This window comes from Streptomyces sp. NPDC048434 (genome assembly GCF_043200375.1).
Classification (GTDB): Bacteria; Actinomycetota; Actinomycetes; order Streptomycetales; family Streptomycetaceae; genus Streptomyces.
Genome location: NZ_JBICXQ010000008.1, coordinates 1 through 25,668 on the forward strand (window position 1 = coordinate 1; position 25,668 = coordinate 25,668).

22 protein-coding genes and 2 pseudogenes are annotated in these 25,668 nt (G+C 70.0%); 14 read left to right on the top strand and 10 right to left on the bottom strand.

The genetic code is table 11. From position 1 onward, the window contains the following. The first annotated feature begins 651 nt into the window (after nucleotides 1-651). The 5 genes and pseudogenes from ACGFWI_RS11450 to ACGFWI_RS11470 all read left to right on the top strand — a co-directional run bounded on the left by ACGFWI_RS11450 (nucleotide 652) and on the right by ACGFWI_RS11470 (nucleotide 5,240). Complete coding sequence (locus tag ACGFWI_RS11450; protein ID WP_393905732.1) at nucleotides 652-2,067, top strand: DEAD/DEAH box helicase; 1,416 nt, start codon at nucleotides 652-654, stop codon at nucleotides 2,065-2,067. 496 nt (nucleotides 2,068-2,563) lie between these two features. Then, a pseudogene (locus tag ACGFWI_RS11455) lies at nucleotides 2,564-2,872 on the top strand (IS5/IS1182 family transposase); the annotation flags it as partial. Between the two features lie 337 nt (nucleotides 2,873-3,209). After that, complete coding sequence (locus tag ACGFWI_RS11460; protein ID WP_393905733.1) at nucleotides 3,210-4,496, top strand: MFS transporter; 1,287 nt, start codon at nucleotides 3,210-3,212, stop codon at nucleotides 4,494-4,496. Nucleotides 4,497-4,618: 122 nt separating this feature from the next. Beyond that, nucleotides 4,619-4,827: pseudogene (locus tag ACGFWI_RS11465) on the top strand (transposase); the annotation flags it as partial. Next, on the top strand, nucleotides 4,827-5,240 hold the full coding sequence (locus ACGFWI_RS11470) for a cytidine deaminase family protein (RefSeq protein ID WP_393905734.1): 414 nt from the start codon (nucleotides 4,827-4,829) through the stop codon (nucleotides 5,238-5,240). The pseudogene ACGFWI_RS11465 and the gene ACGFWI_RS11470, both read left to right, overlap by 1 nt. Nucleotides 5,241-5,827: 587 nt before the next feature. On the opposite strand, the gene ACGFWI_RS11475 is transcribed toward ACGFWI_RS11470, so the two are convergent. From ACGFWI_RS11475 to ACGFWI_RS11485, 3 genes are all read right to left on the bottom strand, one after another. After that, nucleotides 5,828-6,523, bottom strand: coding sequence for a hypothetical protein (locus tag ACGFWI_RS11475; protein ID WP_393905735.1), 696 nt, complete (start codon nucleotides 6,521-6,523; stop codon nucleotides 5,828-5,830). Nucleotides 6,524-6,789: 266 nt separating this feature from the next. Next, on the bottom strand, nucleotides 6,790-7,728 hold the full coding sequence (locus tag ACGFWI_RS11480; RefSeq protein ID WP_393905736.1) for an SDR family oxidoreductase: 939 nt from the start codon (nucleotides 7,726-7,728) through the stop codon (nucleotides 6,790-6,792). A gap of 126 nt (nucleotides 7,729-7,854) precedes the next feature. Next, nucleotides 7,855-8,715 (bottom strand): hypothetical protein, encoded by an 861-nt coding sequence (locus tag ACGFWI_RS11485; protein WP_393905737.1) that lies wholly within the window; start codon nucleotides 8,713-8,715, stop codon nucleotides 7,855-7,857. A gap of 237 nt (nucleotides 8,716-8,952) precedes the next feature. On the opposite strand from ACGFWI_RS11485, the gene ACGFWI_RS11490 reads away from it, so the two are divergent. Then, complete coding sequence (locus ACGFWI_RS11490) at nucleotides 8,953-9,810, top strand: hypothetical protein (RefSeq protein ID WP_393905738.1); 858 nt, start codon at nucleotides 8,953-8,955, stop codon at nucleotides 9,808-9,810. A gap of 161 nt (nucleotides 9,811-9,971) precedes the next feature. On the opposite strand, the gene ACGFWI_RS11495 is transcribed toward ACGFWI_RS11490, so the two are convergent. Further along, the gene (locus ACGFWI_RS11495) at nucleotides 9,972-10,853 is read right to left on the bottom strand and encodes a hypothetical protein (protein ID WP_393905739.1); all 882 of its coding nucleotides are present in this window, start codon (nucleotides 10,851-10,853) and stop codon (nucleotides 9,972-9,974) included. A gap of 110 nt (nucleotides 10,854-10,963) precedes the next feature. Between ACGFWI_RS11495 and ACGFWI_RS11500 the strand changes: the two genes are divergently transcribed. Continuing rightward, complete coding sequence (locus ACGFWI_RS11500; RefSeq protein WP_393905740.1) at nucleotides 10,964-11,854, top strand: S41 family peptidase; 891 nt, start codon at nucleotides 10,964-10,966, stop codon at nucleotides 11,852-11,854. Between the two features lie 101 nt (nucleotides 11,855-11,955). On the opposite strand, the gene ACGFWI_RS11505 is transcribed toward ACGFWI_RS11500, so the two are convergent. From ACGFWI_RS11505 to ACGFWI_RS11520, 4 genes are all read right to left on the bottom strand, one after another. Next, on the bottom strand, nucleotides 11,956-12,186 hold the full coding sequence (locus ACGFWI_RS11505; protein WP_393905741.1) for a hypothetical protein: 231 nt from the start codon (nucleotides 12,184-12,186) through the stop codon (nucleotides 11,956-11,958). A gap of 2 nt (nucleotides 12,187-12,188) precedes the next feature. Next, complete coding sequence (locus ACGFWI_RS11510; RefSeq protein ID WP_393905742.1) at nucleotides 12,189-12,425, bottom strand: DUF6400 family protein; 237 nt, start codon at nucleotides 12,423-12,425, stop codon at nucleotides 12,189-12,191. Between the two features lie 279 nt (nucleotides 12,426-12,704). Then, nucleotides 12,705-13,964 carry a PP2C family protein-serine/threonine phosphatase gene (locus ACGFWI_RS11515; protein WP_393905743.1) on the bottom strand — a complete coding sequence of 420 codons (1,260 nt, stop codon included), beginning with the start codon at nucleotides 13,962-13,964 and terminating at the stop codon, nucleotides 12,705-12,707. 44 nt (nucleotides 13,965-14,008) lie between these two features. Beyond that, complete coding sequence (locus ACGFWI_RS11520) at nucleotides 14,009-14,713, bottom strand: helix-turn-helix domain-containing protein (protein ID WP_393905744.1); 705 nt, start codon at nucleotides 14,711-14,713, stop codon at nucleotides 14,009-14,011. A gap of 289 nt (nucleotides 14,714-15,002) precedes the next feature. On the opposite strand from ACGFWI_RS11520, the gene ACGFWI_RS11525 reads away from it, so the two are divergent. After that, complete coding sequence (locus ACGFWI_RS11525) at nucleotides 15,003-16,529, top strand: APC family permease (protein ID WP_393905745.1); 1,527 nt, start codon at nucleotides 15,003-15,005, stop codon at nucleotides 16,527-16,529. An 88-nt stretch (nucleotides 16,530-16,617) separates the two neighbouring features. Further along, entirely contained in the window at nucleotides 16,618-18,333 is a 1,716-nt protein-coding gene (locus tag ACGFWI_RS11530; RefSeq protein WP_393905746.1) for an amidohydrolase, read from the top strand. Between the two features lie 103 nt (nucleotides 18,334-18,436). Here the strand turns inward: ACGFWI_RS11530 and ACGFWI_RS11535 are convergent, their stop codons facing one another. Further along, nucleotides 18,437-19,750 carry an ROK family protein gene (locus ACGFWI_RS11535; protein ID WP_393905747.1) on the bottom strand — a complete coding sequence of 438 codons (1,314 nt, stop codon included), beginning with the start codon at nucleotides 19,748-19,750 and terminating at the stop codon, nucleotides 18,437-18,439. Nucleotides 19,751-19,902: 152 nt separating this feature from the next. On the opposite strand from ACGFWI_RS11535, the gene ACGFWI_RS11540 reads away from it, so the two are divergent. Genes ACGFWI_RS11540 through ACGFWI_RS11555 form a run of 4 tightly spaced genes read left to right on the top strand, consistent with a single transcriptional unit; the run spans nucleotide 19,903 to nucleotide 24,401 of the window. Next, a complete protein-coding gene (locus ACGFWI_RS11540) occupies nucleotides 19,903-21,216 on the top strand; it encodes an ABC transporter substrate-binding protein (protein ID WP_393905748.1) in 1,314 nt (437 codons plus the stop codon). Then, nucleotides 21,213-22,136: a carbohydrate ABC transporter permease gene (locus ACGFWI_RS11545; RefSeq protein WP_393905749.1), complete on the top strand. Its 924-nt coding sequence runs from the start codon at nucleotides 21,213-21,215 to the stop codon at nucleotides 22,134-22,136. Before ACGFWI_RS11540 ends, ACGFWI_RS11545 begins: the two co-directional genes overlap by 4 nt. Beyond that, a complete protein-coding gene (locus ACGFWI_RS11550; protein WP_393905750.1) occupies nucleotides 22,123-23,013 on the top strand; it encodes a carbohydrate ABC transporter permease in 891 nt (296 codons plus the stop codon). Before ACGFWI_RS11545 ends, ACGFWI_RS11550 begins: the two co-directional genes overlap by 14 nt. Further along, nucleotides 23,010-24,401 carry a GH1 family beta-glucosidase gene (locus ACGFWI_RS11555; RefSeq protein WP_393905751.1) on the top strand — a complete coding sequence of 464 codons (1,392 nt, stop codon included), beginning with the start codon at nucleotides 23,010-23,012 and terminating at the stop codon, nucleotides 24,399-24,401. Before ACGFWI_RS11550 ends, ACGFWI_RS11555 begins: the two co-directional genes overlap by 4 nt. A 65-nt stretch (nucleotides 24,402-24,466) precedes the next feature. Here the strand turns inward: ACGFWI_RS11555 and ACGFWI_RS11560 are convergent, their stop codons facing one another. Continuing rightward, nucleotides 24,467-24,877 carry an organic hydroperoxide resistance protein gene (locus ACGFWI_RS11560; RefSeq protein WP_393905752.1) on the bottom strand — a complete coding sequence of 137 codons (411 nt, stop codon included), beginning with the start codon at nucleotides 24,875-24,877 and terminating at the stop codon, nucleotides 24,467-24,469. A 129-nt stretch (nucleotides 24,878-25,006) separates the two neighbouring features. Here ACGFWI_RS11560 and ACGFWI_RS11565 point away from each other — a divergent pair, with 129 nt between their 5' ends. After that, on the top strand, nucleotides 25,007-25,468 hold the full coding sequence (locus tag ACGFWI_RS11565) for a MarR family winged helix-turn-helix transcriptional regulator (protein ID WP_393905753.1): 462 nt from the start codon (nucleotides 25,007-25,009) through the stop codon (nucleotides 25,466-25,468). The last annotated feature ends 200 nt before the right edge of the window (nucleotides 25,469-25,668 follow it).

Sequence of the window (25,668 nt, forward strand, 5' to 3'; positions counted from 1 at the left end):
CAACCCGGCTCGGCCGGACACTCCCCGCGCGACGCTGGTCGGCCCGACCAAGACCAGACCTGCCAGCCGGAAAACAACCTAAATCACCGGTATTGGGGCTAGGGGGGTGATTGGAGGCGGGTTTCCACCGCCTTCCCGACAGCTCGCTCCTGGTAGGTTCTCGCAGAATCTCGTCACCAGATGCAGACGTCTGCCGTGATCATCTCCCATTCATCTCCCACTCCCCGGTACGTCAATGCTGCCCCAGGGCCACCCACTTGGGAGGTGGGACGGGGGCCCGGGGTCAGCGTCAGCAGGGGAGTGCGGCGCCCGCTGGCGAAGGTTCTCCAACCCCCTCCGATCGCACGGTACGGGTGGCGTGACTGAGCGCTTCAGTTGGTTCTGGCCGCTCTGCAGTGATGATCACGCATTGATAGAGAGCTCCACTCGACACGTCGGAATGGCTCTCAGCATGTGTCGCGTCACCGACGCAGGCGGAGCGATCAGCACCACAGCACCGGGGCGCACTGTCACTTTGTGTTAGCCTCAAACGTTTGGACGGCCATGACGGTCGGCAATTCCGTCCGTTCCGTCCGTCCGGTTCCCATTGTTCGTCGGCTGCTCATTCCTGCCGGGCCTTCCTCGGTATGTTCCCCACGCGGAAGGCTCTTCATGAACCACTCGGACCGCCTCGGCACCTCGCACGGCGACCTCGCCCGGCCGGTGGCCCTGACCCCGACGGTGTCCCCGGTCGCCTCCTTCGCCGAGCTGGAACTGCCGGCCGAGGTGCTGCGAACGCTCACCGAGCTCGACGTGCGCCAGCCCTTCCCGATCCAGGCGGCCACACTGCCCCACGGCCTCGCGGGACGCGACGTCCTGGGGCGCGGGCGCACCGGATCGGGCAAGACGCTCGCCTTCGGCCTGCCACTGCTCGCACGGACGGCCGGACGGCGCGCGGAGCCGAAGCAGCCCCTCGCCCTGATCCTGGTGCCTACCCGGGAACTGGCCCAGCAGGTCACCGAGGCACTCGCGCCGTATGCCGACGCGCTCCGGCTGCGGATGGCCACGGTCGTCGGCGGCATGTCGATCGGCCGGCAGGCCGCTGTGCTGCGCGACGGCGCCGAGGTCGTCGTCGCCACCCCTGGCCGCCTGCACGACCTCATCGAGCGCAAGGCCTGCCGCCTTGGACGGGTACGGATCACCGTCCTCGACGAGGCTGACCAGATGTGCGACATGGGCTTCTTGCCACAAGTCACCGAGGTGCTCGACCAGGTGCACCACGACGGCCAGCGGATGCTCTTCTCCGCCACCCTGGACCGCGACGTCGACCACCTGGTCCGGCGCTACCTCCATGACCCCGTCGTCCACTCGGTCGACCCGTCCGCGGGCGCGGTCACGACCATGGACCACCATGTGCTGGTCGTCCACGGCCCCGACCGGTACGCCGTCGCCACGGAGATCGCCGCCCGCGACGGCCGCGTACTGCTGTTCCTGGATACCAAGCACGCGGTCGACCAGCTCACCCGGCACCTGCGGGCCAGCGGGGTGCACGCCGCGGCCCTGCACAGCGGCAAGTCCCAGCCGCAGCGCACCCGGACCCTCGCGCAGTTCAAGAACGGCCAGATCAGCGTCCTGGTGGCGACCAATGTCGCGGCCCGTGGCCTGCACATCGACGACCTCGATCTCGTGGTCAGCGTCGACCCGCCCACCGACCCCAAGGACTATGTGCACCGCGCGGGCCGCACCGCCCGGGCCGGTGAGTCCGGCCGCGTCGTCACGCTGGTCCTCTCGGGCCAGCGCCGCGAGATGAGCCGCCTGATGGCCGAGGCCGGCATCGAGCCGACGACCACCAAGGTGCGCTCGGGGGAGGCGGAGCTGAGCCGGATCACCGGAGCCAAGGCCCCCTCCGGCACCCCGCTCGGCGGTGGGCCCGCCGCACCCCGGGCCAAGAACACCAACGCCCCCTTCCGCGGCCTGGGCACCAGCAAGGACACCTCCCGCGGCACCGGCGGCAAGTCCCGCAAGGCCGGCGAGGCCCGCAAGCTCGCCGAGGCCCGCAAGGCGGCCCGGGTACGCCGCGGCAACTGAGAGCCGCTGCACTGATAGCCGGATACTCCTCATGTCATGATCGAGAGCCACGGCCGCCTTGCCCGAAGCCCTCCGGTGAGTACACCTACGAGATGAACGCCCCCGTGGTGTGCCCGGCCGCGAGCGGGTCCTGTCGAGGCGAGAGCCGAGAGGGGGGACCGCGCCCAGGAGTGCGTGGTCAAGGACGCAGTCGGCAAGGCGCTGAGGCCACCATGCGTGGCGTCTACTCCGCCCACACCTGTACCCGGTGGATGGGGCTCGCTGGACACGGCTGTGACCGTACTTCCGTAGAGCTTCAACTCCATAAGGTGAGCCTGGTCGTGTATCCGCCCTAGCAGTCACGCAACCGCGGCCAGAACCCGTTAGTTGGCCACACTGAGCGCTGTACCTGGCCAGCCTGCCGTTGCTTGTGCAGTGAGGGGGCTGGCGAGATCGCGTCCACCCCAACTGGCTCCGTCCGTATGAATAACCCTGGGCGGAGGTGCGGTCCGCGAGCAGACCGCGACCGGACAGCGTGAGCGCCGATAAGGCGTCCAGCAACCGCAAGATCCGCACCTACCTTCGTGAGCGCGGCATCCGGCACGGCATCCCGGAGCAGAAGGACCCCAAGACCGCCCGCCTGCACGGGGGTTGACGGGGTGGGGTGGACCGGCCTCTGCCCTTCGACAAGGACCGGTACCAAGGTCGCAACACGGTGGAGCGGGCCATCGGCAAGCTCAAGCAGTTCAGTGCCGTCGCCACCCGATTCGACAAGCGAGGGTACGTCTCCCTCGGCACCGTCACCGCCGCCGCTCTCCTCATCTGACTCCGCTCGTGACAGGAGTCCATGAGAGGCGAGCACCACTATCCATAACCGGACCTACCGTGCTCGGATTCCCGATTTCGCTGTGACATTCACCCAACCCCAGGTGCCTTCTCATCATGGCTCTCACCTGGGCATACTCCACGCCTGCCGCGTCCAAAACCTCCACAGTACGGGGGGTGTTGGGAAGGCGCGTCCGTGATCGCACAGTCTTTCAACGAGCAGTTCGCCGCCTCGTGATCCTCGCGGCGAAGCAAGCCATGCGGCACACCGGCTTCACATGCACACCCCTGATCCCGGAACGCACGATCGACAGACATTACAGACTTTGGAGCACAGGGTGAGTCAAGCCCCGACCACGTCAACCCACAGCACCCCTGGGGAAATCGGCGACGCGAACCCATCCTGGCTGGTACGGCGAGGACTGCTGCTGGAGTCCGGCCCCCAACGGAAGCTGGCCCTCGCCGGCTTCGTCAACCAGCTCGGCACCGCAGCCTTCCTGGCAACCGTGCCGCTGTACGCCCTTCGGGCGATCCAGCTGTCCATCGGGCAGGTCGGCCTCGGCCTCAGTGTCGCGGGGGTGGTCGGTCTGATCGCCGGGATCCCGGTGGGACACCTCGCCGACCGCCGCGGCCCGCGGGACATCTTTCTGATCACTCTGCTGATCCAGACCCTGTCCATGACGTCGTTGCTGTTCGCCCACTCGTTCCTGGCGTTCACGCTGGCCGTGGCCGTGACAGACCTCGCCGGTTCGTCCGGCGGTGCGGCTCGTGGCCCGATGATCCGCCGCTTCGGCGGTGACGAGGTGCCGAAGTTCCGCTCCTACCTGCGATCGGTGGCCATGCTCGCCAGCACGTTCGGCGCGCTGGCGGCCGGTGCGGTGGTGCAGATCGACAGTGACTTCGCCTACCGCGCCCTCATCTTGGCCAACGCGCTGACGTTCATCGGCAGTGCCGCCGTCCTGGTCAAGCTGCCGAAGCTCGAACCCCTGCCGTCCCCGCGTGAGGAAGGCCAGTGGATCGCGCTCAAGGACAAGCCGTACGTGGCGTTCGTCGTGCTCGACGGCATCATGTGGATCCAAAGCGAGGTGCTGTCGTTCGCCCTGCCGCTGTGGGTGGTCCTGCACACGGACGCACCACGGTGGTTCGTCGGTCTGGCAATCGCCGTCAACACCGTGATGGTGGTGTTCCTGCAGATCCGGACCAGTCGCGGGATCAAGGGCGGCACGGTCGCCGGCCGGGCCACCCGCCGCGCCGGGCTGGCGTTCCTGATCGGCATGGCGGTCATCGCAACCGCCTCCGGACTACCCGGCTGGGTCGCCGTGACGATCATGATGGTCGGCGTCGCCATTCATACGGTGGGCTCACTGTGGCATGCGGCCGGATCGCTGGAGCTGCGGTTCCGGCTGGCTCCCGCACACGCCCAGGGCCAGTACTCCGGGGTGTTCGGCATGGGCATGGGCCTGTGCTACGTGGTCGCACCGAGCCTGCTGGGCCTGCTCTGCGTGACCTGGGGTGCGCCCGGCTGGCTCGTGATGGGCGGTGTGTTCGTCGCAGCCGGTCTCGCCATGCCGTACGTGATCCAGTGGGCAGGCCGCAGCCGGGAGATAGCGGACACCGCCGACTGAGATGCCGCCCAGTCTCTGGGCACTCCTCGATTGGGCGTGGACGCCACCTACAAGGAGGGGGTCGCCTCCGCGGAACGCAAGCGCGCCGGCACCATCGCCCGCGCCATCGCCGAAAGATGGGCGTCGAGTTCGCGTACACCCCGACCAGCAGTTCCTGCCACAACCGCATCGAGGCCCGTTCACCGCCCTGCGCTACTTCGTGCTGGACGGTACTGACCACGCCGGCCGTAAGGAGCAGGGCAGCATGATCCGCCGCCACATCAACTGGCGGAACAAGCACACCGCCGAAATTGGCTTGCGCACCCTCGTCACGCGGGTCAACGTCGCCTGATGACTACGCAGACCCCCCACGTCGACCACGAACTCATCCAGGCCGCCGCTCACGTCGCCCGCACTCGCTGCCGGGGCGACAACCACACCATGGCAGCCGCGGCCCGCGCCCAGGACGGCCGGATCGTCACCGCGGTGAACGCCTACCACTTCACGGGAGGCCCCTGCGCCGAGCTGGTCCTCATCGGCGCGGCAGCCGCCCAGGGCGCCTACGAACTGGACACCATCGTCGCCGTGGGAGACCGCGACCGCGGAGTTGTTCCCCCGTGCGGCCGTTGCCGTCAGGTCCTCCTCGACTACTTCCCCGCCCTCAAGGTCATCGTCGGCGAAGACGACCGCATCCGAACGGTCCTTATCACCGACTTGCTGCCTGAAAGCTACGTCTGGGCCGACCACCAGCTCGACGACGAGTGAACCGCACCACTCAGCACGGGCTGACACCGCCACACCGCCGGCCGGCAACAGGGCGACGTTGCCTGATGCGGCACTAGAGCGTGAGGACTGCCATCGTCATGACACGGCAGCGGAGGAAATGACACGGAGCCTGAGAACCTTCAATGGGATGTAGGGTCTCGCGCTCGGCCTCCTATGGCGGCTCTGTGACCTGTGCCTGCTGCGCTGCCTCAGACTTCTTCATCGGTGGGCCGTCTCAACTCCACTGCGTTTCCCCGAGGTTCGCCGGGTCACAGATGAAATTGCACGCCGCTGACCTGCCGCGACGACCTTCGCCTCCCTCGACACCGGCAGCTCACTGTTCTTCGACCACCACGACCCCGAGATCGTCACCTGGCTCGCCAAGCGCCGACTGGACGCCTGAAGCGCGTTCACCCGGGGCGAACAGCAGGCCGCACCGCCGGCCACCGCTCGCCCCTCCCGCTGCCAGATCCCTCCGCGAAGGGCACAGCTGTGAAGGGCACATCTGTGAACCAGCAGACCCCACCGCCACAGCCCGGCGACGCACCTTCACCCGGTGGCGGCGCGGGCGGCACGGGCGGCGCGGGCTACTTGATGCCCTGCGCCCGGGCGTTGGCCAGCAGGGCCTTCAGGCCGGCGGTGTCGAAGCCCGTGAGACGGCCCATGCTCGTAGAGGTCCGGTAGCCGCCGTTGGGCGAGCACATGACCGGCGTGTTGCCGTAGCGGGTGGCCACGCACTCGCCGTCGCCGGCCTTCCCGTCCTTGTTGAGATCCAGATTGGGGTGATCGAGGCCCAGCGCGTGGAGCGGCTCATGCACCAGCGTGTTGCGCAGCTTGTACTCCGGCATCGGCCAGCTGCCGTCCCAGTACTCGGTGTCGATGGCGACGATTCCGCCGGTGCCGACGCCCTTGGGCGGGTGGGGACAGGGCATGGCCTGGCTGTAGCCGCCGCGGCCGAGCGGCCGGTACATCTCGGTGTACTGAATGTGCCCCACGGGACCGCACTTCGCCGGGTTGACGGACTCGACGCCGCCGATGACGAGCTTCACCCCGGCCGCCTTGACCTGGGACACGGCAGCCGTCAGGTAAGGCGTGTAGCGAGACTTCATGGCGGCCGTGGCAAACGTGAGCGTGTACTGGCGGGACGGGCTGAGGCTGGTGACGCCGAGCCGGGTCGCGAGCTTCCAGCCGGAGCCCGTCGCGAGGAGCTCCGCCGGCCGTCCGGGCGCGGCCGTGAGCGCGCACGCCGCGAGGGCCGCGGCTACGGCCAGGGTCTTACGCATGGGAATTCCCCTTATGCAGTTGTGGGGATAACGTGACGGTCCTTTCACCAGTCAGACTCATGAGCCGCGCAAATGGTTACATCGTCAACTTGATCGTTCTCGCCGGGAGTTGAACTCCGCGCACAGGGCCGCGCACATTCACCGGTGCGGGGCGAGGTGAACACCGTCGTGGCGGCAGCGCCATCGGGACGGAGTCCTACGAGGCGGATCCTTGTGGCCGGGCCACGGAGGACCTGGCGACCGGCCGGCGACCACGCGGGCAGCCATCAGCGATAGCCCGTGTCATCGGCGGGAAGGCCCCGGTCCTGGACCTCGACGACATAGCGCCAGCAGTCCGGGCGGGTGCCGTCGGTGTCGGTGAACCCGTAGAGGGGGGCGAGTTGGCCGCTGGAGACGACCGTGCCCGTCCAGCGCGCGACGTCCGGGTCGGCGGCCAGGGCGACCACCGCCCGCGCGACATAGCTCGGGGACTCCGCGATGCAGAAATGCGGCACGTTCACGGTCGCCTCCCGCCAGTTGTCCTCGGTCACCCCGAAGGCCTCGAGCATCTTCTCCGAGCGCAGCCAGCCCGGTGTCACGGCGACGGCGGCGCCCTGGTGCGGGGCGAGTTCATGGCTCTGGGCCAGGGTCATCCGCTGTACGGCGGCCTTGACCAGGTCGTAGTAGAAGCCCTCGTGGTGACGGTAGGCGGCGTTGTACTCCGCGGTGCCGTCGGTCATCTCGATCACCAGCCCGCCGGGGCGGCGGATGAGCAGCGGCAGCGCGTGGTGGCTGGTGATCGCGTGGGTGTCGATGCCCATGCGCAGCATTCGCAGGCCGCCGGGGAGATCGTGCTCCCAGAGGGTGGTGCCGAACTGGGCGTATGCGTCGCCGCCGAAGATGTCGTTGACGAGGATGTCGAGGCGCCCGTGATCCCCGTCGATGCGCTGGACGAGGTCGCGGACCTGCTCGCTGTCGAGGTGATCCACCCGCAGGGCCGTGCCGGTGCCCCCGGCCGCGGTGATCAGTTCCCCGGTCTCCTCGATCGTTTCCGGCCGGTCGATCTCCGAGCGGCCCGCGGTCCGGCTGCTGCGTCCGGTGGCGTACACGACGGCACCGGCGCGCGCGAGTTCCACCGCGATCGCGCGCCCGGCGCCTCGCGTGGCGCCGGCCACCAGCGCGACCTTCCCGTCCAGCGCACCGGCCCACGCGTCATCCGTCGCCATGGCTTCGGGCTGCTCCCATCTCCTCGTCCCCGCTCAGGAATCCGGGCGGGGACGCGTCGTCCCCCGCAGGGCCGATGCCGGCCTGCGAGGCACGGTACGTACGCATCGCAAGTGAATCGTGCCGTGTCAGGAACTGAGGTGGTATTGGGCCCAGGGCTGGTGAGCCGGTGCGGAATCCTCGTGGGAGGGCGCGAGGGTCCCCCACGGCGCGAGAGCGTTGTCCCATTCCGAGGCCAGGGCGGCCATGTCCGGGACGGACTCCGCGGTCGGCATCGTGCCGGTGTGCCAGGCGGACGCCATCGGGTGTCCGGTGGGCGCGGCATTCCAGGCGGCCGTCTGCTGTGCGGGGATGGTGTATTCGGACTCGTGCACATCGCCGGGGCCGCGCCGGTGGCGTCCCGCATGGTTCTCCGCCGGGCCAGGATAGAACCGCCCCTGGGCGGAGAGCTGTTGGGCACGGGTGACCAGGCGGGTGAGGTCGAGCCCGAATTCGGCGGCAAGTTCGCGCAAGTCCACCCCGGTCTGCCAACTGCCGATGAGTACGGCGTCCATCGCCGGGGACCAGGTCTGTTCCGCTGTCCCCGTGCCGCCGGCACCCTCGCGGGGCAGGCCGGTGGGGCGCGTTCCGGCAGAGAGGTTCTGGTGGGAATATTCGGCGGCGGGATCGGGACCTGGCGAGGCCTCCTCCGCCTCCCGCGGTGCCGCGGCGGACGTGGTGGCCGCGAGCAGCTCCTCGGCGACGGCGCGGGCGTCGTCCTTGCCCACCGTGCGCCGGGCGATCCGCACTTCCCGCTCATTCAAACCGAACAGACCGGCCACCGCGCCGGTACTGCCCACCGTTACCGCAAATGCCGCCAATACGCGTGACCGGTCGGCCTGCGCCTCGTCAAGTCTGGCCTGCGCCTCGCGCACACGCTCATCGCCCAGACAAAACGCTTCTGCCAGCACGGCGTTGCGGTCCCACAACTCTCTAGGATCCATACCCATTCAACGGCTCTTGGGCAGAGGTGTCCCGATCTGGTTCAGCAAAGCACCCCAAAGCACCCATCGAACCACCAGATGAAAATCACTCCGGTGCGCGGCCCTTGATCGCCCTCAGCGTGGTCTGGATGTCATATTCCCTGGTCACGCGCCCGCGTAAATACGCAACGCGGATTGTCAGTGCCGTGGGCTACTGTCCTGATCGATGACATTTTCATAGTTCCATGTGTTCTTGGGGGGGCCATGACTCATTTTTCCCGTACCTCGTTCCGCGTCGCAGGGACGCTGCTCACCGGAGCCGTGCTGTGCGGCACGGCGGCCTGCACGGCGTCCGGCGGCCGCACCGCCGCGTCGGGGAGCATCAACGCCACGCCGGTCGCCGCGGTGCAGAAGGCCGTCAACAAGGGCGCCAAGCTCAACTCCGTCTCGTACTGGCTCTCCGGCCGGATCCCGGGCCAGGGGACGGTCGACGGCAAGGTGTCGTTCAGCATCCGCCCGCGCGCCATCGATATGCGGATGAAGGCCTCCGGAGGCAAGGAGGAGGGCGAGTTCTCGGTGCGGCTCGTCGGGGACACGGTGTATCTCGGCGGGGGCGGGAAAGCGGCGGCCGCCATGGACGGCAAGCACTGGATCAAGTTCGCCATGAAGGGCAAGGGGGCCGGCGGCCTCGGGGGGATGCAGCGGCAGGCCGACCAGGATCCGGCGGCACAGGCGTCCTTGCTCCCCCAGTCCGATGACGTCAAGAAGGTCGGCGAGGAGACCGTCGACGGGGTGCGGACGACGCACTATGCCGGCGTGGTCGAGGTGGCGGACCTGCTGAACAAGCGGGCCGCCAAGAGCGCGCTGGATGCCGAGCGCCGCAAGAAGGTGATCGAGCAGTACCGGCAGCTCGGGGTGAGCAAGCTCAACCTCGACATGTGGGTCGGTCCCGGCGACCGCACCGTGAAGTTCCGTGAGCGTGCGCAGGCGGCCCAGGGCCCGCTGGACGTGACCATACGGTTCTTCGACGTCAACAAGCCGGTCACGGTCCAGGCGCCGCCCGCTTCCGACACGGTGGATCTGGCGCAGAAGCTCAAGGAGGCCGGAAAACGGCTGGGTTAGAGCGCGTCCTTCGGATCGGCCCGGAGCGGGCCGCGGCGTCCGGTGCGGTGGGCCGCACGGCGGAGCGTCAGCCGCGTACGGGGCGTACTCGGGTGAGGCGACAACGCGGCGAGGTGCTGTGTCGGGCTCCGCGGCCCCGGGGGGACTCCATCGATGCGGTCCTACCGGGGGTTGGCGCCGCGCGGCGCGGGCTCATCGAGGTGCGGCAGACCGATCGGGTTGGGGAAGGGCAGCACATCCGCGGCCAGGAGGCGCCGGACCAGGGGTTCCAGCGCATGCAGCATCCGGTCCGTCTCCGCCTCGGGCAGCGGGTCCAGAAGCCGTCCGGCCAACCGGTCGGTCGCCTCCTCGATGCGCTCCCGTTCCTGCCGGCCGTGTTCGGTCGCGTCGCCCTGTGCGTCCACGAGGCCACGGGCGCGCAGCCGGTCCGCCGCGGCGGCCCAGTCCTCTTCGCTCCAGCCGCGGTCCTGCCGCATGGTGTCCCTGGGGACGCGGCCCGATGCGGCGGCCAGGACCAGGGCCTCGCAACCGTCGAGACCCTCGTCGGCGAGCACGGTGAGATGTGCGTCGCCCCTGAACTCCCTTACGGTGGTGACCAGTTGCCACAGGCGCTCGACAGGGTCGGCATGGTCGCAGAGCACACGGTTGGCGGCGAACAGGGGGCGGGCGATGGCCGGTGCCTTGTCGACGATCGTCTGGAGCGGGGGCAGCACTTCGGCCGCGGTGCGCTCCAGCTCGGGGTCGATCCCGCGCAGTGCGTGGGCCGCACGGCTGCCGCGCTCGTCGAGGACATGTGCCGGACTGACGACGCTCCAGGCCGCGGGCAGCGCACGGGCCACCATCCCCGGGGCGAACACACCGAGTACGGCCGTGGCGGCCGCGGGTTCCACGGCTCCCAAGGGCGCCGTGCGGGAGGCGAAATACCCCATCCAGAAGCCCTTGAGGCCGAGGTCCTTGCCCAGGCCACGGCACTCGTCGTCGAAGTAGAAGACCGCATGCAGCGGCTCGGTCAACAGCCAAAGCGATCGTGCGTGCGGCTCCATGAACCGCACGCTACCGCCGGCGGCCGCCGGGCGCACCGCACCGCAGCGCGAAGACACCCGCACCGGCGCCCTAAGGGCGCTGTCCCGACCCGAAGCGAGGATCAGCAGTGATGCCCGGCAACGCAGAGATCATCAACAGTGGCCTAGACCGGATAGTGGCGGGCTATGTCTTCCCCGAGCGCGCCGCGGAGGCCGACCGGGCGGTCCGCGCTCGGCTGGCGGCCGGTGAGTACGACGCCCTGAGCGGTGCCGCGTTCTGTGCGGCGGTGACCACGCATCTGCAGGAGGCCTGCCCGGACAAACACCTCAGGCTGTTGTGGCAGGACGAGCCCCGGTCCGTCGAGCCCGCGGACGACGACAAGGGCCGGGCAGCCTTCCTGGCGCTGATGCGGGCCGAGAACCAGGGGATCCGCCGCTCCGAGCAGCTCGACGGCAATATCGGCTATCTGGACGTGCGGTGGATACCCGACGCCGGGCAGGGTGCCCGCGCGATCGGTGCGGCCATGGAGCTGGTCACGCACACCCGGGCTCTCCTTCTCGATCTGCGGGGGTGCCGGGGCGGCTCGCCCGCGGGCGCCGCGATGTGGTGCAGCTATTTCTTCCCCGACGACGAGGTGCACCTCAACGACTTCTTCGAGCGCTCCACCGGCTCCACCCGGCAGTACTGGACCCTCCCGTATCTGCCCGCGCCGCGCTATCTCGACCGTCCGGTGTATGTGCTCACCAGCGCCACCACCTTCTCGGGCGGCGAGGACGTGGCGTACACGCTGCAGGCGCACGGGCGCGCCGAGGTGATCGGTGAGGTGACCGAAGGCGGTGCGCACCCCACCGACCGCCATCCGGTGACGGAACACATCACGGTCACCGTTCCGACAGCCCGCACCGTCAATTCCGTCACGGGCACCAACTGGGAGGGCGTCGGGGTGCAGCCGGACCGTGCCGTACCGGCTGACAAGGCGCTGGAGACGGCGTACGGGGAGGTCAGGAAGCGGCTGATGTAGCGGGCGAGCGACGGTGAGGAGCGGTGCGCCGGGCCGCGGGCGGCCGGTGGCGGTTCCGTACACGTCGGCGGTCCGGCGGCGGGCGGTTGCCCGGGGCGGCGTCAGCCGTCGGTGCGGCCGCCCGCTCCGAAGCCCGACTGCCAGGCCCACAGGTGGGTGCAGTTGGGGCACTGCAGATGCAGCACGCTGCCCTTGTTCGACAGGAGGTAGCGCCAGTGGTCGCCGCAGGTGCGGCCGTCGAGGCAGGTCGCGCAGTCCTGGTGGTCCTGGCAGCCGGGGCACGGGACCCAGGCGCGGCGGCCGATATCGGCGGTGGGGTCGAGCGGCAGCATGCTCAGGCCTGCCCGGAGGCCGGCAGCACGTCGGCGGCGACCAGCATGTCGTAGGTGGCCTGCTGCTCCGCGTCCAGGCCCGAGTAGAGGAGCCGGTACGCCTCGTCCTCGCCCTCCATCACCGCGATGGGGTCCCAGGTGTCACCCAGCGCCGCGACGACCTCGGCCCGCCGCCGGGCTTCGTGAGTGACGAGGTCGAGCTCGAATATCTGGTGGTCAGAGGTGTTGCGGTCGTTCATGGTGCGCGTCCTGTGCCACTTGCGGATGATGCGGATGTGTCTATCAAGCGGCGCGGCATTGAGGAAGCGTCAGACGGAGGGCGGCGGACCGGGGGGCCGGCAGACGGAAGGGCCGATAACTCAGTGCGATGCGGTGAAGCACAAGAGAAGCGGAGAAATGGGAATTTACGGGCAGAATGCGGCGTGAGCTATGCCCGATATTGCCGGGAATCTTCAGTGTGACGGAATTCATCCCTGAGATATCGGATCGTCCCCGTAGTCAGGTCCGCTGCCCGGTAGTCAGGCCGCCGGCCCCCCGGTGGGCTGTGGCCGGCCGGACAGGCGCCGCACCGCGACCGCGGCGGCGTCGTCGCCGAGCCGGCCGTTCGTATGCGCGAGCAGGTCCGCGCGCAGCCGGCGCAGCACCTGCTGCGGGCTGCCGTGGTTCCAGGCGCCGGCGCGCTCGACAAGGGGGTAGAAGGTGCCCTTGTCGTCACGGGCCTCGCTCACCCCGTCCGTGTAGAGCAGCAGCACATCTCCTGGCTCGAAGGGGAAGGTCTCGACCTCGTAGTCCGGGGCGCCTGCCAGGCCTCCGAGGCCGATCGGCAGCGCGGTCCGCTCGCCCCACAAGGGGATGGCCCGTCCGTCGCGCAGCAGCAGCGGAGGCGGGTGACCACAGTTGATGATGCGCAGCACGGACAACTGGTCGGGGATGTCCAGCAGGGCGACGGTCGCGAAGGTCTCGTCGTTGTCGACGACGGGGGCGGGGCCGGGCGCCGGAGCGGCGGGAAGGGAGCCGGCGTCCTTGCCGGGGTCGGGGGCCAGGTCGGGGGCGGGGTCCGGGTCCGGGGCCGCCTCCGTCTCGGTCTCGGCGCCCGGCATGTCGTACCACTGGCTGCTGTCCCAGCGGACGGCCCCGTCGAGATGGACGGCCAGTCTGGGCAGGGTGGCCTGGCGGTGGGCGGCCGCCCGGAAGGCGCCGAGGATGAGGGCGGTGTGACCGTAGGCGGGCAGCCCTTTGCCCCGGACATCGCCGATGATCAGCCGGGTACTGGTGGTGGTGCGCGCCGCCGCGAACAGATCACCGCCCATCCCCGCCTCCTCCTCGGCCGGGAGGTAGAGGGAGGCGATCTCCAGGGCGCCACTGCGCGCGGGCAGCGGCCGGAGCAGCACCTGCTGGGCGACCGCGGCCACCGAGCGGCTCTGTGTCAGCCGGCGCTCATTGCGCTCCCGTACGACGCTGAAGAGCACGACCAGCCCGGAGACCACCACCAGCGCGGCGATCTGGGCCTGCAGATTCGCGGTGAACAGCATCTGGCGCGCGATGCCGATGAATACCTGCGCGGCTACCGCCAGCGCACCGATCGCCGCCGTCAGGCGCGGCCCGGCGAAGGCCGCGGTGATCGCGGGAGCCGCGACGAGAAGCGGCCCCAGATGGATGTCGGGCGGCGCGAGAACATCGATCACGCAGACCGCCGCGATGAGCCCGATCGGGAGCAGCACCAGGACGTGGCTCAGTTCCCGCCGTCCGCGTAGCTGCATCCGCCGTGGAAGGGGCATGCCTCATGTTTGCACCCGGTTGCACGAAATGCCCGGATCGCCCGTCACCCCTCCCGCTCGCCCGCCTCCCGTCGCAGGGCCGCAATGAGCAGATCGAGCGCGGGCTCGACGGCCGAGCCCGCCATGAGCGGAAGGTGTTCGCGTACGCGGTGCAGGCTGGGGAAGTCCTCCGCGGGCAGACCGGCGTACTCCTCCTGCCAGGCCTGCTCGTCCGCCGCGCGCTGGGCGGGAGCCAGCCGCAGTACGCCGGCGTCCAGGGCCGCGTGACCGAGGGCGGTGTCGACGAGTGCGTGGTAGTGGCGGACGGCGGCGGCCTCGTCGAACCCGGCCTGGAGCAGCAGACCGATGCCCGTGTCGACCGCGTGCTGCTCATGGGGCCGGCCCGTGACCCGGACGGTGCTGAAGACGGCGATCTGCGGGTGGCGCAGCGCGGAACGGTAGGCCCGCAGCCCGAAGTCGCGCAGGTCGGCGGCCCAGTCGCCGGTGGGCGCGAAGCCGGTCATCGACTCGCCGATGAGACGGTCGGCGAGCGCCAGCAGCAGATCCTCGGTGTTGCGGAAGTAGCGGTAGACGGCCGACGGATCGGCGCCGAGAGCCGCGCCGAGTTTGCGCACGGTGAAGGCCTGCGCCCCCTGGGCGTCGATCAGTTCACATGCGGCGTCGACGATGAGGTCGGCCGACAGGACCACGCCTGAGCTGGTCGGCCGGCGCCGCTTGCGCTCCACCGGGACGCGCTCGCTCTCCGTCACGCCGAACCCCTCCGCTTCGCTCCGCCCCGGCCCCCGGGCCCTCTCGGGATCAGTTAACCACCAGGTTACGTCAACACCGTTGACACAAGGGTGAAGGGGCTGTTTCATCGGCGGACATACACGGATCACCGCGGTGCCACATCCCGCACCACTCCCCTTCCGTACGACGCAGCCGTCCCGCGACCCCGGGCCCGGCCCGCGCCGCCCTGCCCCGCCGCCCCACCCGCACCTCCCCGTCACCCTGGCCCGGCCGAGACCGGTCCGGCCCGCCGTCCAAGGAGTGAGTGCCATGCCTTCCGCAGTGCAGCAGGACCCCGGCCCGGCGAGAATGCGTCGCTCGCTTGGGGTGAAGGACGGGGTGGCGATCGCCGCGTCGAGCACCGCCGCGACCACCAGCATCGGCATCGGAATGGGCACACTGGCCGCCTACACCGGGCGGCAGACGCCCGCCCTGTTGCTGCTGGCCTTCGTGCCCATCCTCGGCATCGCGCTGTCGTACGCCCGGCTCAACCGCACCGAGCCGAACTGTGGCAGCGGCTACACCTGGGTGGGCCGGTCCATCGGCCCCTGGCCCGGATTCCTGACCGGGTGGGTGGTGCTGGTCGGAAACGTGATCTTCATGGCGTACACGGGTGCGGTGACCGGCTCCGTCGTGCTCCAGTTCCTCAACAAGATGGGCCTGCGCAGCGTTTGGGGACTCCAGCTGGACCCGGCCTCGACGGGCATCAGCACCGCCGTCGGTCTGGGCGCGCTGGTCGTCGTCACGGTCACCGCGATCACGGGCGTGCGGGCCGCGACCCGGCTGCAGATGTGGCTGCTGGTCTTCGAGTACACGGTCCTGCTGCTCTTCTGCGGCTACGCCCTCTTCACGGGTGACCAGCCGTTCTCGCTGTCCTGGCTCAACCCCTTCGAGATCTCCTCACCCCAGGCACTGGCCCAGGGGATGGTGCTGGCGGTGTTCTTCTACTGGGGCTGGGACGCCGCGTTCAGCGTCAACGAGGAGACCCGCAGCGCCACCGACGCGGCCCGCGGCGGACTGATCGCACTGGTGGCGATGCTCGGGCTGTTCCTCGTCGGAGCGCTCGCCTTCCAGCGGGTGATGAGCACGGGCGAACTCATCCACAACGGGCCGCAGGCGCTCACCTTCCTCGGCCGCGAGCTGGCGCCGGAACCCTGGGCCTCCCTGCCCCTGGCCGCCCTGATGTGCTCGGCCTTCGCCTCGCTCCAGTCCAGCGTCATCCCCACCGCCCGCGGCACGCTGGCGATGGCCCGCGACCGCACGCTGGGCCCGGTGTGGCAGCGGGTGCACCCGCGCTACGGCTCCCCCGCCGTGGGCACCCTCGTGATCATGGCGCTCGCCGCGCTGCTCGCCGTGCTCGCGGTCGGCATCCCCAAGCTCAACGACATGATCCTCACCGCCGTCAACTCGATCGGTCTGACCGTGGCCCTCTACTACGGACTCACCGCGCTCGCCTGCGCGGTGCGCTTCCGCGACAGCCTGCGCCGCGGAGCGGTGCGCGCGCTGCGGGACGTGGTCGTCCCGGCGATGAGCGCGCTGGCGCTGTTCGGGCTCGGCATCTACCTCGTCTGGGACTACGCGACCATGAGCGACCACTTCGAGGCGAGCCCGGACAACGGCTGGTTCATGCTGCTGCTGCCCGCGCTGTTCATCCTGCTGGGTCTGGCCACCGCCGCCTGGGCCAAGTGGGTACGCCGCGCCCCGTACTTCCGTACCGGCCGGGGGACGGATGCCGATGCGATCAGCCTGCCGATGGACGCGGAGGCCGCCGCCCTCCCCAGCCCGTCGGAGGGCTGACCGTACGCCCGAGCCGCCCTCCCCTTTCCCGTACGACACCGACGCCGGACACCCAGCACACCCGCAACACACCTGGAGCGACTGCCCTATGGATCTCAGCACCGCCGTGGACCCCGAGCCGAACCCGGACGCCGCCCCCCGTGGCACCACCGGTGACGGCGCCGCCGACCTCGTCTTCCTCTCCGGCCCCGTGCACACCGTCGACCCCGCGCGCACCCGGGCGAGCGCGGTGGCGGTACGCGGTGACCGCATCATCGCCGTCGGGCACGACGCGGAGGTCAGCGAGCTGATCGGGCCCGCCACGGAGGTCGTCGATCTGCACGGCAAGCTGCTCATCCCCGGTTTCCAGGACGCCCATGTCCATCCGGTCGGCGGCGGGCTGGAGTTGGCGCTGTGCGATCTGAGCGCGGCGGTCACCGCTGAGGCGTACCGCGAGCTGATCGGCGCGTATGCGGCAGCGCATCCGGAGGCGGCGTGGATCACGGGTGGCGGCTGGTCCCTGGAGGCGTTCCCCGGCGGCATGCCGACCCGGGAGTTCCTGGACGCCCTCGTGCCCGACCGCCCGGTGTTCCTCGTCAACCGTGATCACCACGGTGGCTGGGCCAACTCCTGCGCCCTGGAACGGGCCGGGGTCACCTCCCGTACACCGGATCCGGCCGACGGGCGCATCGAGCGGGACGCCGGCGGCCGCCCGACCGGCATGCTGCAGGAGGGGGCCATGCAGCTGGTGTCCGACCTGATCCCGGAAGCGACGCTCGCCGAACAGACCGCAGGCCTGCTCAGGGCGCAGCGTCTGCTCCACGGCTACGGGGTGACCGCCTGGCAGGACGCGATGCTCGGCCGCGGCCCCGGAACGGTCGAGTCCATCCCGGCGTATGCGGCCGCCCGGCGCGACGGGACGCTCACCGCACGGGTCACCGGGGCGCTGTGGTGGGACCGGTCCCGCGGGGCCGAGCAGATCCCCGAACTCCTCGCCCTGCGCGAGGAGTTGACGGGCGGGCGGCTGCGGGCGACCAGCATCAAGATCATGCAGGACGGCATCGCCGAGAACCACACGGCCGCCATGCTCAGCCCCTACCTCAGCGCCTGCGGCTGTGCCTCCGACAACAGCGGCATCTCGTTCATCGACCCCGCGGACCTGCGAAGCTATGTCACCCTGCTGGACGCGGAAGGCTTCCAGGTGCACTTCCACGCCCTGGGCGACCGGGCCGTACGCGAGGCGCTGGACGCGGTCGAGGCGGCCCGGCGGGCGAACGGCCGGCGCGACACCCGGCCGCACCTCGCCCATCTCCAGGTGGTCCACCCCGACGACATCCCGCGCTTTCGCCGGCTGGGTGCGACGGCGAACATCCAGGCGCTCTGGGCGGCCCACGAGCCGCAGATGGACGAGCTGACCATCCCCTTCCTGGGCCCCCAACGGGCCGCCTGGCAGTACCCGTTCGGAGATCTGCTGCGCTCGGGCGCCACCCTCGCGGCGGGCAGCGACTGGCCGGTCAGCTCCCCCGACCCGATCGCCGCCCTGCATGTCGCGGTCAACCGCCGTGCGCCGGACGGCCCGCCCTCGGCGCCGGTCTTCCTCCCCGAGCAGCGCATCGACCTGGGCTCGGCGCTCGCCGCGTACACGGCCGGCAGCGCCTACGCCAACCACCTCGACGACAGCGGCACCATCCAGCCGGGCAAGCTGGCCGACCTGGTCGTCCTCGACCGTGACCCCTTCGACGGCGCCGACGAGGAGATCGCCACGACCCGCGTGCTGCAGACGTTCGTCGGGGGGCGCCGGGTGTACGCGGCCGAGGACGCCTGAGGGGACAGCGCAGGGCTCGCCCGTCGGCGGGAGCGGCCGGCTGCGGCGCGTTCCCGCCGACGGGCTCAGGCCTCCCGCGCGGGCGCCGCACCACCGCGCCGCTTCACCCACCCCGCCCCAACGGCACCGTGCGCTCTCGCGGCGCCGCGGCCCGCTCCTCCGGCGTGCGGGCCGGTGCGGCGCGCCGCCCCCCGTGGGCGAAGAAGTCCGCCAGCGGCAGCGTCGCCGCGCCGACCGTGACGGCGTCGGGACCGAGCGTGCCGAGGCCGATGGTGACGCGGCCGGCGGGGTGCGCGAGGGAATAGGCGGTGGCGTAGGCGCGGACGGCGGGCAGGATGTGCGGGCCCAGCTGGAGACCGGCCCAGCCGCCGATGAGGACACGTTCGGGGCTGAAGAGGTTGATCAGGTCGGAGATACCGGCGCCGAGGTACTCCGCGGTCTCGTCCAGGACGGAGCACGCGACCGGATCGGCGGCGGCACTGCCGTCCCGCGGGTGGGCGGCGGCGATCAGGGCCGTGACCGCCGTCTCCTCATCGGCGTCCGTGGGCAGTTGACCGCCCGCTTCCTGCCAGCGCTGCAGCAGCGCCTCCGACCCGGCGTACGCCTCCAGACAGCCGCGGGCACCGCAGCGGCAGCGCCGGCCGCGGACGCTGACCGTCAGATGCCCCCATTCGCCCGCACTGTCGCGTGCGCCGCCGTCGATGATGCCGTCGGTCACGATGCAGGCACCGACGCCGGAGCCGAAGAGCACGATGACCGCGTCCTTGGTGCCGCGGCCGCCGCCGAACCACATCTCCGCCTGGCCGAGCGCCTTGGCGCCGTTGCTGAGGAAGAAGCCCACACCGGCGGGGAGTTCGACGGCGCCCCGCAGCAGCTCCTCCAGGGGTACGGCGTCCCAGCCGATGGTCTGGCCGTGCACGATCGCACCACCGGCCCCGCCCCGTTCGAGGATGCCGGGGACGCCGACGCCGATGCCGAGCAGCCGGCCGGGGGCCGTACCGCTCTCCCGCAGCACGGTGGCGATGCCGTCGGAGATATGGCGGACGATCAGATGCACGTCGTAGCCGTAGTGGGTCAACGGGAGTTCCGAGCGGGCCAGTTCGGTCATCGCGAGGTCGAAGAGCTCGACCCTGACCCGGGTCTCGCCGACGTCCACACCGATCAGGCAGCCGCTCGACGGGGCCACCCGGAGCAGGGTGCGCGGCCGGCCGCCGTCGGATTCGACCACACCGGCCTCCTCCAGCAGTCCGTCCTCGGTGAGTTCGGTGACCACGTTGCTGACGGAGCCTGAACTGAGGCCAGTTGCGGGCACGAGCTCCTGCCGGCTCATGGGACCGTCGAAATACAGCCGTTCCAGAACTGCGGTGCGATTGGCTCTCCGCAGGTCACGCACGGTCCGTTGGGGGCGCTCGGCCATCTGGTTCCCTTCCCGCCCGCAACCCGGCGGCGTCCGATCCCTTGACGCACCCTTCTCTCGGGCCTTAACTCACATCCTAAGTTAAGCCATGAGGCCGTTCAGGAACTGAACATGGCCGACCTCCGGACTCCTCAGAGAGAGGCGTATCCGTCATGCGCATACTCCGAGCCGCGACCGTCACCGCCACCGTCACCGCGCTCGCCGCCGTGGCATCCGGATGCGGGGGCGGGACGAGCCCCGGAGGGGGCAGCGACGACTCCCCCAAGACGCTGACGTATTGGGCGTCCAACCAGGGACCGAATGTCGAGGCGGACAAGAAGATCCTCGGTCCCGAACTGAAGAAGTTCGAGCGGCAGACCGGGATCAAGGTCAAGCTGGAGGTCATCCCCTGGCCCGAACTGCTCAACCGGATCCTCACCGCCACCACCTCGGGCCAGGGCCCCGACGTCCTCAACATCGGCAATACCTGGTCCGCTTCACTGCAGGCCACCGGTGCGCTGCTCCCCTGGGACAAGGCGAACTTCGACGCGATCGGCGGACGTGACCGCTTCCTGGCACCGGCACTGCACGCCACGGGCACGGCGGGCAAGGACCCGGCCGCAATCCCGCTGTACTCGCTGGCCTATGCGCTGTACTACAACAAGCAGATGTTCAAGGACGCCGGGATCACCAAACCCCCGTCCACCTGGGACGAGTTGGTGGCGGACGGCAAGCGGATCTCGAAGGACGGCAAGTGGGGCCTGGGCGCCGAGGGCGGTCAGCTGACCAACAACATCCATCAGGCCTTCGCCCTCGGCAAGCAGCACGGCGCCGACTTCTTCGACGGCTCCGGCAAGCCCACCTTCACCTCGGACGGCGCGGTCGCGGCGGTCAAGCAGTACATCGACTTCATGGCCAAGGACAAGATCATCGCCCCGGGCAACGCCGAGTACGGTCAGAACCAGTCGCTGAGGGACTTCGCCACGGGCCGGACCGCGATGGTGCTGTGGCAGGCCGCGGCCACCACCTTCACTGCCGACGGGATGAAGCCGGACGAGTGGGGCGTCGTCCCAGTGCCCGTCCCGGCCGGCACCCCGGGCACCGGCCAGCAGACCAACTCCATGCTCGCCGGCATCAATATCGCCGTCTTCAAGAACACCCACAATCTGCACGGCGCGCAGAAGTTCGTGAAGTTCATGACGAGCGACGGCGAACAGCGGCTGCTCAACAAGACCTACGGCTCCATACCGCCCGTCACCGCCGCCCAACAGGACCCGGCGTTCGACCGCCAGGACACGAAGGTGCTGCTCGACACTCTCACCACGAGTGCCACGCCGCTGCCGCAGGTCGTCGAGGAGTCGCAGTTCGAGACGTCCGTCGGCACCGCCATCAAGGACCTGTTCGCCGACGCTGCCGCCGGCCACCCGGTGACGACCGCCTCGGTCAAGGCGCGGCTGGCCAAGGCCGAGCAGCAGATGGCGAAATGAGGGTCGCCGCCAGGCTGCGCCGCGTCGGCCTGCCCTATCTGCTGCTGCTCCCCGCGCTGCTGCTGGAGCTGCTGGTCCACCTCGTCCCGATGGTCATCGGCATCGTGATGAGCTTCAAGGACCTGACCCAGCTCCATATCGGCAATTGGGGCACGGCCCCCTGGAAGGCGCTGGGCAACTACCGCGTCACCGTGGATTTCGACGCCCCGGTCGGCGCCACCCTGCTGCACTCGTTCTTCGTCACCTGTGCGTTCAGTGCGCTGACGGTCGGTCTGTGCTGGCTCCTGGGCACCGCGGCCGCGATCTTCCTGCAGGAGAACTTCCGTGGCCGTGGTCTGCTGCGCGCCGTCTTCCTCACGCCGTACGCGCTGCCGATCTACGCCGCGGTGATCACCTGGGCCTTTATGTTCCAAAGGGACAACGGCCTGGTCAATCATGTGCTGCACGACCAGCTGCACCTCACCGACGGCCGGCCCTTCTGGCTGCTCGGCAACAACAGCTTCCTCGCGCTGGTCGTGGTCTCCGTCTGGAAGACCTGGCCGTTCGCGTTCCTCGTGGTGATGGCCGGGCTGCAGAACATCCCCAAGGACCTCTACGAGGCGGCGGCGCTCGACGGGGCGGGCATCGTCCGGCAGATCCGCCGGATCACCCTGCCCTCCTTACGGCCCATCAACCAGGTGCTGGTGCTGGTGCTGTTCCTGTGGTCGTTCAACGACTTCAACACGCCGTATGTGCTGTTCGGCAGGGCCGCGCCGGAGGCCGCCGATCTGCTCTCCATCCACATCTACCAGTCCTCGTTCGTCACTTGGAACTTCGGTACCGGCTCGGCCATGTCCGTCCTGCTGCTGCTCTTCCTGCTGGTGGTGACGGCCGGCTATCTCCTGGCCACCTCGCGCGGAAGGAAGCATGCCGATGCCTAGCGCCACCGCCCGTACGGCCGGCCGCCGGCGCTCCCCCACCGCCCCGCCCCGCTCCTTCCTGTGGACCCGCCGGATCTTCCTCACCGCGCTGACCGGCTTCGTGCTGCTCCCGGTGTATGTGATGCTCAGCAGCTCGCTCAAGCCGCTGGAGGATGTCTCGGGCGCCTTCCGCTGGCTGCCGAGCCGGCTGACGATCCGCCCGTACCTCGACATCTGGCACACGGTCCCGCTGGCCCGGTACTTCAGCAACTCGCTGATCGTGGCGGGTGCGGCCACCGTCTGCTCGGTGGTCATCGCGGTCTTCGCCGCGTACGCGGTGAGCCGCTACCAGTTCCGCGGCAAGCGGGTCTTCACCGTCACCGTCCTGTCCACGCAGATGTTCCCGGGCATCCTCTTCCTGCTCCCGCTCTTCCTGATCTACGTCAACATCGGCAACTCCACCGGAGTCGCCCTCTACGGCTCCCGCGGCGGCCTGATCCTGACCTATCTGACGTTCTCCCTCCCGTTCTCCATCTGGATGCTGACCGGGTACTTCGCCTCGGTGCCGCGCGAGCTGGACGAGGCCGCGTACGTGGACGGCTGCGGCGCGCTCGGTGCGCTCTTCCGGGTCGTGGTGCCGGCCGCGCTCCCCGGGATCATCGCGGTCGCCGTGTACGCCTTCATGACCGCCTGGGGCGAGGTGCTGTTCGCCTCGGTGATGACCAACGACACCACCCGCACCCTCTCGGTCGGCCTGCAGGGCTACGCCACCCAGAACGACGTGTACTGGAACCAGGTCATGGCCGCGTCCCTGGTCGTCAGCGTCCCGGTGGTCGTCGGGTTCCTGCTGCTGCAGCGCTATCTGGTCGCCGGGCTCACCGCCGGGGCCGTCAAATGACCCACGCCGAAAGGACCTCCGTGACCGACCGGATCGACTTCGCCGCCCTGCCGGACGGCTTCGCCTGGGGCGTGGCCACGTCGGCCTATCAGATCGAGGGAGCGGTCGCCGAGGACGGCCGCGCCCCCTCCATCTGGGACACCTACGCGCACACCCCCGGAAGGATCGACAACGGTGACACCGGCGACCGGGCCTGCGACCACTACCACCGCTGGCGCGAGGACATCGCGCTGATGCGTCAACTGGGCGTCGGTGCCTACCGGTTCTCGGTGGCCTGGCCGCGGGTCGTGCCGGACGGCGACGGCCGGGTCAACGCCGCGGGCCTGGCCTTCTACGACCGGCTCGTCGACGGTCTCCTCGAAGCGGGCATCGCCCCGTACGCCACGCTCTACCACTGGGATCTGCCGCAGGCGCTCCAGGACCGTGGCGGCTGGCCCATACGGGAGACCGCCGAGCACTTCGCGGCATACGCCTCGGTGGTCGCGGAGAAGCTCGGCGACCGTGTCCCGCACTGGGCCACGCTCAACGAGCCACTGTGCTCGGCCTGGATCGGCCATCTCGAAGGCAGGATGGCGCCCGGCCTCACCGATCTCCCGGCGGCGGTACGTGCCTCCTACCATCTGCTGCTCGGGCACGGCCTGGCCGTACGGGCGATCCGGGCCGCTGCCCCGGGCGCCGAGATCGGCATCGTCAACAATCTGAGCACCGTCGAGCCCGCGACCGGGTCCGAGGCCGATGCCGCGGCGGCGCGGCGGATGGACGGGCACACCAACCGCTGGTGGCTCGACCCGGTCCACGGCCGCGGCTTTCCGGCGGACATGCGTGAGGTGTACGGCGTCGAGCTGCCGGAGCGCGCCGGCGATCCGGAGACCATGGCGGAGCCGCTGGACTGGCTGGGGCTGAACTACTACTTCCCGGCCGTGGTGGCCGCCGAGCCGGCCGGCCCGCCGCCGTTCGCCCGCCCGGTGCGCCGGCTGCATGTACCGCGCACGGGCATGGACTGGGAGATCGACGCGGGCGGCCTGGAGACGCTGCTGCTGCGGCTGACCGAGGAGTACGCGGCGCCCAAGATCTATGTCACCGAGAACGGCTCCGCCTACCCGGACGTCGTCCGCCCCGAGGGCACCGTCGAGGATCCCGAGCGCACCGCGTATCTGCACCAGCATGTGGCGGCCTGCGCCCGCGCGGCCCGCAAGGGCGCACCGCTCGCCGGCTACTTCGCCTGGTCGCTGATGGACAACTTCGAGTGGGCCTACGGCTACGACAAGCGCTTCGGCCTGTTCCATGTCGACTTCGCGACCCAGGCCCGCACGCTCAAGGACAGCGGCCGGCACTACGCGGAGCTGATCGGCGGCCGGCCGCACCGCGGCACCCCGCGCGCGGTCTGAGCTGTACCTGCCCGGCGGACCGGCCGACGACCTCGCCGGGGCCGGTCCGCCGGACACCCGCGTGCCTACTCGATGACCAGCTCGACATCGATGTTTCCGCGGGTGGCCTTGGAGTACGGGCAGTACTGGTGGGTCGCCTCGACCAGCTGCCGCCCGGTCTCGCCCGCGAGGGTGTCCGGCAGCTCCACCCGCATGACGACGGCCAGGCCGAAGCCGGTGTCGTCCTTGCCGAGGGAGACCTCGGCGGTGATCGAGACGTCCTTGGTGTCGAGCTTCATCTGGCGGCCGACATTGCCCATCGCGCTGGCGAAGCAGGCCGCGTAGCCCGCGGCGAAGAGCTGCTCCGGGTTGGTGCCGGCGCCGTTGCCGCCGAGGGCCGGAGGCATGGCCAGGGCCAGGTCGATCTGGCCGTCGGAGCTGACGGCCCGGCCTTCGCGGCCGTTGGCGGTGGCGACAGCGGTGTACAGCGCGTCCATCACAGTTCCCCTTCATTGGCGCGGCGGCCGTTCCCCGGCCGCTCGATGCCCTCACAGTGGCACACATTTAAATTGCTCGCAACTAGATTGCGCGCAACTTAATCGCTCGGGGCGAGCTAACCTGGACCCATGACCTCCGCGACCAGGCCTCCGGTACCCGACGCCGAACTGCTCCGCCTCGACCACCAGGTCTGCTTCTCGCTGCACGCCGCCTCACGGGCCTTCGGCGGCGTCTACCGGGATGCCCTGAAGGACCTGGGCCTGACCTACCCCCAGTACCTGGTCATGCTGGTCCTGTGGGAGCACGGCTCCCAGCCGGTCAAGGCCATCGGTGAACAGCTCCGGCTCGACTCCGGCACCCTCTCCCCGCTCCTCAAACGCCTGGAATCGGCCGGCCTGGTACGCCGCGAACGGAGCACCGAGGACGAGCGGTCGGTCACCATCCACCTCACCCCCGCCGGCGACAACCTGCGCGAAGCGGCCCTGCCGGTCCCCCGCAGGATGCTGGCCGCGACCGGCCTCACCATCGAGGAACTCCGTACGCTCCAGGGCCTGTTGGGACGGGTGACCAGCGCCCTCGACGAGGCCTGACACCGGAAGATTCCGGAGTCTGCCGGCGCGTGGCCCGTACCTCTCGCCGGTCCGCGGCGTTACGTACGTAGGTGCTTTCCGCGGCGTCCGCAAGGCGAGGCGCCAACGCCCTGTCCACCCCGGTGCGCTCATCACCCCATTGAGCTACCAAGGTTGGGGAGTCATCAGGACAAAGGCGTATAAAGGGTGGTCAAACCAGC

Excerpts from the sequence above, each read along its gene's own strand:
- ACGFWI_RS11450 (WP_393905732.1), top strand. The coding sequence starts at position 652 with ATGAACCACTCGGACCGCCTCGGCACCTCGCACGGCGACCTCGCCCGG.
- ACGFWI_RS11470 (WP_393905734.1), top strand. The coding sequence starts at position 4,827 with ATGACTACGCAGACCCCCCACGTCGACCACGAACTCATCCAGGCCGCC.
- ACGFWI_RS11475 (WP_393905735.1), bottom strand. The coding sequence starts at position 6,523 with ATGCGTAAGACCCTGGCCGTAGCCGCGGCCCTCGCGGCGTGCGCGCTC.
- ACGFWI_RS11480 (WP_393905736.1), bottom strand. The coding sequence starts at position 7,728 with ATGGCGACGGATGACGCGTGGGCCGGTGCGCTGGACGGGAAGGTCGCG.
- ACGFWI_RS11485 (WP_393905737.1), bottom strand. The coding sequence starts at position 8,715 with ATGGGTATGGATCCTAGAGAGTTGTGGGACCGCAACGCCGTGCTGGCA.
- ACGFWI_RS11490 (WP_393905738.1), top strand. The coding sequence starts at position 8,953 with ATGACTCATTTTTCCCGTACCTCGTTCCGCGTCGCAGGGACGCTGCTC.
- ACGFWI_RS11495 (WP_393905739.1), bottom strand. The coding sequence starts at position 10,853 with ATGGAGCCGCACGCACGATCGCTTTGGCTGTTGACCGAGCCGCTGCAT.
- ACGFWI_RS11500 (WP_393905740.1), top strand. The coding sequence starts at position 10,964 with ATGCCCGGCAACGCAGAGATCATCAACAGTGGCCTAGACCGGATAGTG.
- ACGFWI_RS11505 (WP_393905741.1), bottom strand. The coding sequence starts at position 12,186 with ATGCTGCCGCTCGACCCCACCGCCGATATCGGCCGCCGCGCCTGGGTC.
- ACGFWI_RS11510 (WP_393905742.1), bottom strand. The coding sequence starts at position 12,425 with ATGAACGACCGCAACACCTCTGACCACCAGATATTCGAGCTCGACCTC.
- ACGFWI_RS11515 (WP_393905743.1), bottom strand. The coding sequence starts at position 13,964 with ATGCCCCTTCCACGGCGGATGCAGCTACGCGGACGGCGGGAACTGAGC.
- ACGFWI_RS11525 (WP_393905745.1), top strand. The coding sequence starts at position 15,003 with ATGCCTTCCGCAGTGCAGCAGGACCCCGGCCCGGCGAGAATGCGTCGC.
- ACGFWI_RS11530 (WP_393905746.1), top strand. The coding sequence starts at position 16,618 with ATGGATCTCAGCACCGCCGTGGACCCCGAGCCGAACCCGGACGCCGCC.
- ACGFWI_RS11535 (WP_393905747.1), bottom strand. The coding sequence starts at position 19,750 with ATGGCCGAGCGCCCCCAACGGACCGTGCGTGACCTGCGGAGAGCCAAT.
- ACGFWI_RS11540 (WP_393905748.1), top strand. The coding sequence starts at position 19,903 with ATGCGCATACTCCGAGCCGCGACCGTCACCGCCACCGTCACCGCGCTC.
- ACGFWI_RS11545 (WP_393905749.1), top strand. The coding sequence starts at position 21,213 with ATGAGGGTCGCCGCCAGGCTGCGCCGCGTCGGCCTGCCCTATCTGCTG.
- ACGFWI_RS11550 (WP_393905750.1), top strand. The coding sequence starts at position 22,123 with ATGCCGATGCCTAGCGCCACCGCCCGTACGGCCGGCCGCCGGCGCTCC.
- ACGFWI_RS11555 (WP_393905751.1), top strand. The coding sequence starts at position 23,010 with ATGACCCACGCCGAAAGGACCTCCGTGACCGACCGGATCGACTTCGCC.
- ACGFWI_RS11560 (WP_393905752.1), bottom strand. The coding sequence starts at position 24,877 with ATGGACGCGCTGTACACCGCTGTCGCCACCGCCAACGGCCGCGAAGGC.
- ACGFWI_RS11565 (WP_393905753.1), top strand. The coding sequence starts at position 25,007 with ATGACCTCCGCGACCAGGCCTCCGGTACCCGACGCCGAACTGCTCCGC.